Source organism: Acidobacteriota bacterium (genome assembly GCA_016208495.1).
In the GTDB taxonomy this organism is placed as follows: domain Bacteria; phylum Acidobacteriota; class Blastocatellia; order Chloracidobacteriales; family Chloracidobacteriaceae; genus JACQXX01.
Genome location: JACQXX010000132.1, coordinates 1 through 10,883, shown reverse-complemented (window position 1 = coordinate 10,883; position 10,883 = coordinate 1). Strand labels below are relative to the sequence as shown.

The 10,883-nt window shown below is 53.6% G+C and carries 10 protein-coding genes; 6 read left to right on the top strand and 4 right to left on the bottom strand.

The genetic code is table 11. The features are described 5' to 3' along the window. Positions 1–249: 249 nt before the first annotated feature. On the top strand, positions 250–801 hold the full coding sequence (locus HY774_26395) for a ubiquinol-cytochrome c reductase iron-sulfur subunit (protein ID MBI4752033.1): 552 nt from the start codon (positions 250–252) through the stop codon (positions 799–801). A gap of 234 nt (positions 802–1,035) precedes the next feature. Continuing rightward, positions 1,036–2,442, top strand: a complete 1,407-nt coding sequence (locus tag HY774_26390; protein ID MBI4752032.1) for a cytochrome b N-terminal domain-containing protein — start codon at positions 1,036–1,038, stop codon at positions 2,440–2,442. Here the strand turns inward: HY774_26390 and HY774_26385 are convergent. The 3 genes from HY774_26385 to HY774_26375 form a co-directional block, all read right to left on the bottom strand. Continuing rightward, positions 2,426–4,489, bottom strand: a complete 2,064-nt coding sequence (locus HY774_26385; protein ID MBI4752031.1) for a S9 family peptidase — start codon at positions 4,487–4,489, stop codon at positions 2,426–2,428. The genes HY774_26390 and HY774_26385 overlap by 17 nt on opposite strands. A 170-nt stretch (positions 4,490–4,659) precedes the next feature. Beyond that, positions 4,660–6,594 (bottom strand): M56 family metallopeptidase, encoded by a 1,935-nt coding sequence (locus HY774_26380; GenBank protein ID MBI4752030.1) that lies wholly within the window; start codon positions 6,592–6,594, stop codon positions 4,660–4,662. A gap of 6 nt (positions 6,595–6,600) precedes the next feature. Further along, positions 6,601–6,969 carry a BlaI/MecI/CopY family transcriptional regulator gene (locus HY774_26375; GenBank protein MBI4752029.1) on the bottom strand — a complete coding sequence of 123 codons (369 nt, stop codon included), beginning with the start codon at positions 6,967–6,969 and terminating at the stop codon, positions 6,601–6,603. Positions 6,970–7,415: 446 nt separating this feature from the next. Between HY774_26375 and HY774_26370 the strand changes: the two genes are divergently transcribed. Beyond that, on the top strand, positions 7,416–8,057 hold the full coding sequence (locus HY774_26370) for a zinc ribbon domain-containing protein (protein ID MBI4752028.1): 642 nt from the start codon (positions 7,416–7,418) through the stop codon (positions 8,055–8,057). Positions 8,058–8,374: 317 nt separating this feature from the next. Here the strand turns inward: HY774_26370 and HY774_26365 are convergent, their stop codons facing one another. Then, positions 8,375–8,824: an ATP-grasp domain-containing protein gene (locus HY774_26365; protein ID MBI4752027.1), complete on the bottom strand. Its 450-nt coding sequence runs from the start codon at positions 8,822–8,824 to the stop codon at positions 8,375–8,377. Between the two features lie 25 nt (positions 8,825–8,849). On the opposite strand from HY774_26365, the gene HY774_26360 reads away from it, so the two are divergent. The 3 genes from HY774_26360 to HY774_26350 form a co-directional block, all read left to right on the top strand. Then, positions 8,850–9,494: an IS607 family transposase gene (locus HY774_26360; GenBank protein ID MBI4752026.1), complete on the top strand. Its 645-nt coding sequence runs from the start codon at positions 8,850–8,852 to the stop codon at positions 9,492–9,494. Further along, positions 9,491–10,111 (top strand): hypothetical protein, encoded by a 621-nt coding sequence (locus tag HY774_26355; GenBank protein MBI4752025.1) that lies wholly within the window; start codon positions 9,491–9,493, stop codon positions 10,109–10,111. The genes HY774_26360 and HY774_26355 overlap by 4 nt, the downstream gene beginning before the upstream one ends. Further along, positions 10,026–10,883 (top strand): transposase (locus HY774_26350; protein MBI4752024.1); only part of this gene is annotated, 858 nt, incomplete at its 3' end. The genes HY774_26355 and HY774_26350, both read left to right, overlap by 86 nt.

Genomic DNA, 10,883 nt, shown 5'->3' with positions numbered 1-10,883 from the left:
CCCGGAAAAACCACGAGGAGAAATACTATCGAGCACACCAGCAAAAATTGAAACATTGCCACCTCAATTATCTCCCTTCCTGTCGGGAGTTGGGAGAGAGATTTTTGACTTGTGTCAAGGGACTTTTTATCACCTACTTAAATGAAGTCTGTTATTAAAGCAAATAGCATTTGATATTGCTGGAATGCTATAGTGCTGCTGACTCTACTCCCCACCTCAATACATTCCTTGGCTAGAAAAAATCTGCTTATGACGCAATCAGACGCTCCGCATGACGTCGATGGCTCGCGCCGTACTTTTTTAGGGTTGGCAATTGCCCTGATTGGGGCTGGTGTTGCTGGTGTGATGGGCGTGACGATTTATGGATACGCCGTTGCCCAGGCGCTCAAGACCTCAGCTTCTGGAAAAGAAGGGAACTGGATTGATGTCGGCCCGCTCGATGACTTCAAAGACGGAATTCCAACCCAAAAATCCATCACGGTCGTGACCCGCGAAGGCTGGGTCAATTCCCAAACCGAAGAAGCCATTTGGGTGACCAGACAGGGTGATGCCTTCACTGTGCTGACCGCCACCTGTCCACATCTGGGCTGTAAAGTGCAGTGGCAGACAGAAGGCCAGACGCCCAAGTTTTTCTGCCCGTGCCACGCCAGCTCCTTTGAGAAAAGTGGAAAGTTAATCCAGGGAGCTTCAGCGCGTGGCCTGGATACACTCAACTGGCGCAAAAGCCCCGACGGCACCCTGCTTCAAGTTGACTTCAAACGCTTTAAAGCCTTGATTGCTGAGAAAGTAGAATTAGTGTAGTCAGTAGTCAGTAGTCAGTAGTCAGTAGTCAGTAGTCAAGTGTTGGGATTTTTGAATTATCTATTAAGTGTATTTGATTCTATCTGAGTCAGTTATGAACAATTCTTTTCAAGAATTCGACGGATTCAATGATCCGGGTTTTATCTACTGACTACTGACTACTGACTTATCAACTACTAACTACTGACTACTGACTTATCAACTACTAACTACTGACTTCAGCCCCAAATCCTTATGAACCATCCCCTCCTTACCTTTGCGCTGGACTGGATTGATGAACGGACCGGTTTTCGCCACTTGATGAGCGAGGCGCTCGACGAACCGATTCCGGGTGGGTCGAGTTATGCCTACACGTTTGGCAGCGCGCTGGTGTTTGTCTTCCTGCTGCAACTGCTGACCGGCATGTTTTTGACCATGTACTATGTGCCAAGCGCCGAAGACGCCCACCGAACGGTCGAATACATCAGCAAAGAAGTGACCGGCGGTGCGTTTTTGCGCGGCATCCACCACTACTCGGCCAGTGCCATGGTGATTCTGGTCGTGTGTCACATTTTGCAGATCATCATTTGGGGAGCTTATAAGAAGAAACGCGAACTGGTGTGGCTGGTTGGGGCAGGTCTTCTCCAGTTTATTCTGGCCTTTTCGCTCACCGGGTATTTGCTCCCGTGGGATATGAAAGCCTATTTCGGCACCCAGGTGACGGTCAATATTGCCAGTGAAGTCCCGTTGCTTGGAGATTTCATCAAACGGGTGATCCAGGGCGGGCCGACGCTTGGGACGCTGACGCTGTCACGCTTTTTTATGGTGCATGCGTTTTTGCTCCCGGCGCTGGCGATTGGCGGCATCGGGTTGCATTTGTTTCTGTTTCGCAAAGCGCGCCCGGCAGGACCCTTTCATCTTTCCGAAGATCAGGCCAACGCCCGAACCGAGACCTTTTTTCCTGGCCAGCTTTTTAAAGATGCGTTTGTGGCGCTGGTGATTTTTGGTGTGATTGCCTGGCTGGCCTGGACGGCACCGGCACCGCTTGAGCCGAAAGCCAATCCGGGGAATACGGCCTATATCGCACGTCCCGAATGGTATTTCCTGTCGCTCTTTCAATTGCTCAAGTATTTTCAGGGAGGACTGGCCATTGTTGGATCGCTGGTCATTCCCGGCGCCCTCATCAGCGTGCTGACATTCCTTCCGTTTATTGATCGAAGTCCAGAACGCAACCCCTTGAAACGCCCGGTCTTAATGAGCTGCACGGCAGCAGTTTTGGCGACTATCGGCATTCTGACCTTGATGGCCAAATCCGAAGATCGGGCCACCTATGCCGAAGAATTTGCCAAACAGGCCCGAGATGGGCAGGAGTTTTTAAAGCAGCCGTTTAGACCCAAGGAAATTGGCGGCGCACCAGTTGCACCAGCCGCGAAAAAGCCGATTCCAGAAAGCTTCAAGGCAAAATGTGCGATGTGTCACGGAGATACCGGTCGAGGCGGCCCGGTTGGGCCTAATCTGGCAGGGATTTCACGAACCAAAGAAGATATCATTGGGCTGATTGAAAACCCGGCGGCTCACGCAGCACCAAAGATGCCAGCCGTCACGGGTCTTTCTCTCGAAGACCGAACGGCCCTGGCGGAGTGGATTAAGGAGCTACAGTGACTGGCTGGCGCTTCGCTTTCTTTAATGCCTGTGCAATTTCCGGAAGTCGTTCAGCGCCGACTGGGATTGTAATGCTGCTGCCGGTGAAGTCATCGCCGACCGGCTCAACGCGTCCGCCAAGGTAGTAACCAAGAAAAGCCTCTGTGACGGCAGAAAACGCAGTATCATTTTCCGTGCGCACAAAACCGTGGCCTTCGTCTGGAAACAGGACATAGGTCACCGGAATATGCCTCTCTTGCATCGCCCGAACAATTTGTTCAGCTTCACTTTGCTTGACGCGAGGATCGTTTGCCCCTTGCCCGATCAACAACGGGCCTTGAATCTGCTGGACGTGATGTAACGGCGAACGTTGTGCCAGCAAGTGCCGCCCGGTTTCTGTCTCAGGATTGCCAACGCGAGTTGTGTAGAGCGTCCGGGTTGGTCCCCAATACGGCGGAATCGTTTCCAGCAACGTCAGCAGGCTAGAGGGGCCCGCCACCGAAATTCCACAGGCAAATTCGCCTGGAGTCATCGTCATGGCCGCCAGCACGGCATATCCGCCATAACTGCCACCCACAATCGCCACCCGATCCGCACGGGCAATGCCTTTTGCAACCGCCCAGGCTTTCGCATCAAGCAAGTCGGTTTGCATCTTGCCACCCCATTCGAGATTGCCGGCATTGACAAACGCCTTGCCAAACCCTGTCGAGCCCCGATAGTTCACCGACAACACAGCATATCCACGGTTGGCATACACCTGATGAATCGCCTTGAATCCATATGCTTCCCGATCCCAGGGACCACCGTGAACCCACAGTACCATTGGCAGCGGAGATACCGGGATCCCATTGCCGTCAGCATCGGTTCCAGGCGGAAGGATGTAATAGCCTGGCATCGTCAACCTATCACGGCTGACAATCTCCGCCGTATGCAGAGGCTGCAACGGAAGCGATTTCAACCCAGGCTGCCCGTCAAACCATAATGACGCACGTCGGTTGGTTCGGTCATAAAGGTAGGTCTTTTCCGATGCTTGAGCTGATTTGACCCGCACCACCCAGGTGCGACCATCCAGCGTGCGCGAATCAACCGAAAACATCTCCTGATCGGCCAGCTTCCCCAGGGTTTTGAAATCTGCGGCAATTGAATCATCAAGCACCTTCCATTCACTCTGCAGGTAGTGGTGGGCAATTGCCTGCAGGCGTCCGCTGACTGGATCAACCAACCCCAGTTCCAAATCAACACGTGAATCTTCGTCCAGGAGCGTGCGGGTATTGTCATTCAGATTGACGGCAAACACCGCCGCTGTATTGCGTCCACGTGAATCAACCATGTAGAGCGTCGAATTGTCAGCCGCAAAGCCACCGAGCGAAGTTGTAATCACATCTTCTGGCGAAACCTCGTCCCACGGTTGCCAGGTATCGCCCTGACGCAAAAACCAGCGTTTTCCACCAGCGTCAGTCAGTTGACTTGCCACACGGAGCACAAAGTTCTCATCGCTGACAAAGCCAGTAAACTGTGTGTTTTCAAACAGTCGCACCATGGCCCCACTGGAAAGATCAATGCGCACCGGGTCGAAATGGCCAGGATCACGGTCATTGAGATTGACCAAAATCGAACCCGGCACCTGGGCACTGATGTTATCTATTTCAGCCCGGGCCCCTTTGGGCGTGAGGGCACGTCCCTGGCCAGATTCAAGGTCTATGGCAAACACCCGGTCGTTTTCATCGCCGTCCACATCCTGGGTATACAGCAAATGGCGATTGTCGCAGGCAAAAAGAAATGTGCGGATCCCGCGATGGCGGTCATTGGTGATTGGTTTCGCCTGATCTGGCGTAGCGCGAGGGGCAAGAAAAATATTTGGGACGCCATCCTGGGCCGCTACATAGGCAAGCCATCGCCCATCAGGACTGATGGCACCAGCGGATTTTTCTAAATCACCGATGGCACCACGTTGAATGAGTGGGACCACCGGCGGCGGGGTGACATTCTGACGCGGAGGCCCCGTACAAACCGTGAGATTCAGCACGCTGAATACAAAAAACCAGCGGATCGCTAACTGAGCGCTCATTGATCATTGTCCTTAGGGTGTAAAACTTATTGAGGGCTGAGGGTATCGGGCTGGAGGCTGAGGGGGAAATTTCCTGGGAGCGCGGGCGTCCCGCCCGCCATAAGTCGGAAGATGCGGGCAAGATGCCCGCGCTCCCAAATGAAAACAGACAGTTAATCTTTTACAGTCCCTTAGAGCTTAAACCGGAACGTCAACTGACCCATCACTTTCACTGGCTGGCCTTCAACTACGATGGGGTTGAATTTCCACTGGCTGGCGGCTTTGAGGCAGGCGTCCCAGAAGACTTTTGGTCCTGAAAGTACTTCAACTGAGTACACCTGACCGTCTTCGTTGATTTTAATGCTCAGCGTGACATCGCCTTCAATCCCATCAATTTTGGCTTGTTCTGGGAATTCCGGCACCGCGCGGTTGATGGCATTTCCACGGATGACACCTTCGGAGCGGCGAACTACGGCACCCCCCTCTTCCTGATCATCTTCTTTTGCCGGCAATGTAAATCGAAAAGTGAGTATCCCAGTGCTTTTGACCGGGTTGCCATTATAGACCGCCGGTTCGAATTTCCATTGACGAGCGGCGGTAAGTGTTGCCTGTTGCAGAAGTGCATGACCACTGATCACTCTGGCATTTATGACATCACCCGTTTCTGAAACAGTGGTTTCGACCGTGACATTCCCCTGTACCCAGGCGGCTTTGGCCAGTGGCGGATACACTGGCTGGACAGTTTTGATTGCTTTCGGAGCCGGGGCAGGCGGAGCTGCTGGAGCTGGCGGCGGGGTCGGGGCCTGGGCAGCAGGCGGCGTTCCTGGACGTGGCGCCGTTACTGGAGCTGGGGCCGGGGTTGAGGGAGCTTCTGGAGTTGGTGCCAGGGCTGGCAGCGTTTCGTCATCCGGCATCGGCGGTGGTTCAGGAGCTTCGGGAGCTTCTGGGGTTTCAGGCGGTGCCGGAGGTGCATCGGTTGAGGCTGGTGGTGCCGGTGGCACGGGTGGCACGGGTGGGGCCGGTGGAGGGGTCATTCGCCCCCCAGCTTTGGGTGCTTTTTGAGTTTGAATGACGAGTGAGTTGCCCCAGGTTTCAGTCCCAACCAGGATCAACCCAAAACCAGCGACCAGCGTGCCCAGCGCGACACGTGACCAAACGGAACTCAACGGACGGATCGGATTTTCCATAATATTTTCGATTCTCCTGTGCAGGTCAGAGCCGGTGGCATATGACACCCCGGCCAGTTCACGCCATTGAAGGCCAAATTGAAAAACTTTCAGAATGCCAGCCGCATACGAGTTGGTGCTGGTACTGACTTCGAGGACACGTTCGTCGCACGCCTGTTCGCGTTCGTGGAGCATGGCTTTTGAAATCCACCAGCCCACGGGGAAGAACCAGAACACACAGCACAGCACCATGTTCACATTCGCGATCAGATTGTCATAGCGGGTGATATGGGTCAGTTCGTGCATGAGCACGTGTTCAAGTTCTTGATCGGAAAGATGTTGTGAGAGCGTATCCGGCAAAATCACAACTGGATTCAGTACGCCCCAGACGCCAGGTTCGGGAATATGGCGGGAGAGCACCAGTCGCACGTCCTTTTCAAAACCAAGCCGGGCTTTGGCGGCTTCGAGGGATTTGAGTTCCCGTTCGCCAGTGCAGACCGCTGCCTGCCGCAACACCTTCAGAAATGAAGCGCGCTTCATCAACCACCGACCGAGTAGAAAGACCATGCCGCCAAACCAGACACAGGTGCAAACGAGTGGGAAATTCAGCCACTGAAAAGCCGAACGATGTCCTTGAATGACAATCAATTCGTCAATGATGACTTCAGGGGTTGAACTCACCGTAACCGTTGAGGTTTTGACGATTTGGGCCACCGGCGTGAGCAGTTCTGGCGACTGAATCCCAACCTGTTGCAGCAGCAGGGCTCCCAATATTGCCGGCACTGCCAGTTTGACCGCTGCCAGCGACCAGACGAAAAATCGCAACCGGGCTGGGCCATTTTTCAGTACTTTCACCACGCCCCAGGCCAGCCCAATAAAGAGAAGCGTTTGCCAGAGGTGATTGACGACTGCTGGCCAGGCAGTTTGCGAAACGGTATTCAGCCACTCCAGAAAGGTCATATCTGGTTACTCCTTTGGGGTGTGTGAGGATTCTGAACTGGGATTGGATTCAAGTTTGGTCAGGGTTGATTCAAGTTTGCGGACGTCTTCGAGCGTGAGCTTGCCGGTTTCGACCAGATGCGCCATCAGTGGTTGGACCGAACCGCCCAGCATTTCCAAAACATCATCAAACAATCGTCGGTGCGCCGCCTTACGTGAAATTGCCGGTTCAAAGATGAAGGCATTTCCAATTTTTTTGGTGCGTATCACGGCGCCTTTTTCTTCCAGTCGGTTGACGATGGTTTGGACAGTGGTGTACGCGGGGCGTTTATGTTCCGGCAGCGCTTCCTGGAGTTCGCGTACCGAAGCACGCTCCAGATCCCACATGACATCCATAATTTCGAGTTCAAGCTTTGAGAGCTTGACGTGTTTTTGAGCTTTCACGGGCGAACCTCCAATGGTGGGGCTAAGGGCTTGGGGCTGAAGAAATTGGGCTGAGGGTCTATTCCAAACCGCAAGTGCCAGTCAGTACCACCTGCGTGAGCGGGTGGGTGGGAACGATCTAAACCCACCCGTTTACGCGAGTGGTACTGACTTCATAAGCCTTGTCACCCATCAGATAAAATGATTTGAAAATGATCTTACTACGAACACCGGAGAATCTACGACAAGTGTAGTAAATGGTCAAGCAGTTTTTTCAAAAAGGATTCTGGCTGAGAATCTGAAATTTCAGCCGGAGAGTTGAGTTGTTGGATTTTTTTCAGCCGGAGATTTTTGCTACAGTTGAGAGATTCATCAAACCAGCTTCATCACGGACATCTATTTAAGCAGGGAGATTTTTCATGATCCGCTTCACGTCAAACCACAGTGATCTTTCGAACAGCAACGGGTTTCAGTTCAAATTTTATTGTGACAAGTGTCATAACGGGCACCTCACCCGGTTTCAAAATTCAATGGGCGGCACGGCGGAAGGGTTGTTGCGGGCGGCGGGGAGTTTGTTCGGAGGGATTTTTCATCAGGCGGCAAACAGTGTGGATTATTTGCAGAATACATTTCGTGGTACCGAGCATGACCGCGCTTTTGAGATTGCAGTCCAGGAAGCCCAGCAGTATTTCCATCAATGTCAGCGGTGTGGACGATGGGTGTGTCCGGAAGTGTGCTGGAATGCGCAATATGGCATCTGCAAAGATTGCGCCCCGGCTTTTGAAGAAGAACGCGCCGCTGCTCGTGCTCAAGGGGCGCAAAGCCAGTTGTTTCGTCAGGGACGGTGGGGCGTTGTTTTGGCAACACCAGATGATGTTCAAAATGCCATTCCCGCAACCTGTCCGCATTGCAACGCACCGACGACCGGCACCCGGTTTTGCTCAGAGTGCGGACAACCGTTGCAACAACGCCGAGCTTGTCCCGGCTGCAATCATCAACTGGAACGGGCTTCGAAATACTGCCCCGAATGCGGAACACGCATTCCTGGGTGGAATGTGTGATACCAGTTTGTAGTCAGTAGTCAGTCGTTAGTAGTTCGCTCAGTTTATTTGATCTCCCTTGCGGAAAGGTCACTTGAGCTTGACAACCCCCGCCCGGAGGGCGCCGGAGAGTAGCCGGTGGGAAGCCTGCTTTGAGGCGCACCCACCGGACGCAGGCCGCGAATGGTTCGCGCCCGGATGGGCGCTGGATCAAAACCCCCAAGAACTTCAGAATTTTCGCCAAACTCTTGCCACCAAACGCTTCCAGCGCCCATCCGGGCGAAAGCTGACCTTCCGCAACGGAGATCAAATAAACTGAGTGAACTACTGACGACTGACTACTGACGACTGACGATATCCAGAAGTGAATTCCACAACGCCAGCCGGTTGATCTGGCTGGTGGTTCCGGCAAATTGAGCGTCGTTGGCTTCGATCACAATCCATTCGTCATTGACCAGTTGACCGACATCAACCGCAACGAACGGGACGTTGAGCCGGGTGGCGGCTTCCAACGCCAGATTGGCGACCTGTGCTGCTTCGGCAGGAGACAGGTGCATCAACGGGTCGTGCCCATCCCAGTAATATCCGCAGGCTACAATTTCACCGTGACAGATGAAGGTTCGGAATTCCCGCCCAAATGGAAAACCTTTGTCTGAACTCCGAACTGCTTTAAATTGAACTAGTTTACGGGCAATAACCCGCCCACGGGAACGATACTCGGAAGCAAAATACCGCTCGACAATGTGATGAAATTGGTCAGGAGAGTTAGAATAGTTCTTGAGTTTTATATTTTGTTGCTATATAAAGTTATGTATGAATATATATAAACCACGCGAATTTGGCGCCTTAATCGGACGGGCAGTGATTACGTTACAGAGTTGGGATCGGAAAGGGATATTAAAAGCCCACCGGACGCCGACGGGGAAGCGATTTTACACGCACGAGCAATATCTTGAATACATGGCGGCGGCGGGGAATCCAGTGGACGCACTGGCCTCCAAACGAAAACGAGTGGCCTATTGCCGGGTCTCGGGTTCGGGCCAGCGGAAGGATTTGGAAGCGCAAAAGCGAGCGGTGGAAGCGTGGAATCTGGGGACGGGACAGGTAATAGATGAGTGGGTGGAGGACATCGGATCGGGGTTGAATTATGATCGGAAGGGATTTGTCCGGTTGATGGAGCAGGTGGAAGCGGAGGAAATCGGGGAAATCATTCTGGCACATCAAGATCGGCTGGTGAGGTTTGGCTGGAGCTGGTTTGAGCGGTTTTGTGAGGCGCACGGAACGAAACTGGTGGTGATGGGTCACGAGAGTTTGTCGCCGCAGGAAGAAGTGACAAAGGATTTGATGAAGATCATCGAGAATTTCTCGCCACGGGTGTACGGATTACGACGCTACGGAAAAGAAGTCAAAAAGATAGTCGAGACGGTTGAGGGTGGAAGGCCGGAGGCAGCCGAATGAGACGAACGGTGAAACGATATTCAAGAGCAATCAACCAGGGGAAGCGGAAGCGGTTGCGGAATATCGTGCGGGCGTATGCCAGAGAGAAACAGAATCATTTGTCCTACTACACGGCGGGAAACAACTTTGCGCAAGACCGGTCGGAACGGGAGCGGCGGGATCGGCTGGTGAAGGAAGGCTACCGGAGTCGGTCTGGAGTGCAGGGACGGATGTGGAAAGCGGCGTTTAAAGAAGCGCGGGAAACAGTGGTGAAATATTGGGCGGCGCTGGGCGAGAAGTTACGCCGCAAAGTAAGAAGCAAAACCGAATGGAGCGAAGCGGAGCGGCAGTATGCGTTGTGGTTGCTGATGGATGAACGGCGAATCCACGCCTTGATCAAAGCGCGAGCGCCGGAAAACCCACGCATCGAGGTGACTGAAGCCGGGAAACGCAAAGTGAGGAATTATTTGCGGAGGCAGGCGAGGAAGTGCCGGGGCCGGTTGCCGCAGGTCCGAATGGCGCGTTCAATGGTGGTGGATGCCGATATGTACGATGTCAGCCCACTGGGAGTCGCGTGGAAATGCCGAAATCAAAGGCACGCTGCGAGTGGTGGTCGAGGCCGGGAGCGACCGGGTTGAGGTCCATCAAACGCACCCGCTCGAAGGTGTGCTGCCAGAATTGACTGGCGTCGAAACGGAAACTGCCGGGGTGGACATTGGTATCACGGAAGTGTTCACCGATGAGCAGGGAAACCGGTATGGAACGGAACTGGGTTCATTTTTGGAAAAAACGTCGGAACAGCTCAGAACCAAAGGGCAACGCCGAAACAAGCTTCACGCGGTGAGAAAGGCGGCCTGGACCACCGGAGACCGGGAGAAAGCCAACCGGATTCGGAAATTCAACCTTGGAACAAAAAAACAACGGGAGATGACGCGAAAACAACGTCAAACGGCGGCCAGAATCATCAACACGGCGATTTACAGCCTGGTGGCCGTCCGACAGATGAAAATTTTGGGCGTGGAGAAACTCGATTTTCGCACCCCGACACCGAGCAAAGCGCTTTCGCGCCGGGTGATGCTCCTGAGTCGTTCGCTGCTCAACGACCGGCTTGATTTTGTGGCGTCGGCGAAAGGTTTTCGTCGAGAGGACACCAATTCCGCTTATAGCTCGCAAACTTGTCCGAACTGCTGGTTTCCCCATCCGGCCAACCGCCGTGGAGACAGGTTTCAGTGTACTCACCTTCAGTGCAGACATGCGGATATAGCTGACAGAGTTGGTGCCGAGCATACCAAACGAAGAGTAAATGACCCTGAAATCCGGACGTGGACGCCGCGCTGGAGGGTCAAGGAACTTCTTTTGGCACGTCATCTGGCGTGGAAAAAGGCCCGCTTGGAACCGCCTGAACGCCCG

What these genes read in the sequence shown, in the direction of transcription:
- HY774_26375 (MBI4752029.1), bottom strand. Translation starts at nt 6,969, where the DNA reads ATGGATGTCATGTGGGATCTGGAGCGTGCTTCGGTACGCGAACTCCAG.
- HY774_26355 (MBI4752025.1), top strand. Translation starts at nt 9,491, where the DNA reads ATGAGACGAACGGTGAAACGATATTCAAGAGCAATCAACCAGGGGAAG.
- HY774_26370 (MBI4752028.1), top strand. Translation starts at nt 7,416, where the DNA reads ATGATCCGCTTCACGTCAAACCACAGTGATCTTTCGAACAGCAACGGG.
- HY774_26380 (MBI4752030.1), bottom strand. Translation starts at nt 6,594, where the DNA reads ATGACCTTTCTGGAGTGGCTGAATACCGTTTCGCAAACTGCCTGGCCA.
- HY774_26390 (MBI4752032.1), top strand. Translation starts at nt 1,036, where the DNA reads ATGAACCATCCCCTCCTTACCTTTGCGCTGGACTGGATTGATGAACGG.
- HY774_26395 (MBI4752033.1), top strand. Translation starts at nt 250, where the DNA reads ATGACGCAATCAGACGCTCCGCATGACGTCGATGGCTCGCGCCGTACT.
- HY774_26360 (MBI4752026.1), top strand. Translation starts at nt 8,850, where the DNA reads ATGAATATATATAAACCACGCGAATTTGGCGCCTTAATCGGACGGGCA.
- HY774_26385 (MBI4752031.1), bottom strand. Translation starts at nt 4,489, where the DNA reads ATGAGCGCTCAGTTAGCGATCCGCTGGTTTTTTGTATTCAGCGTGCTG.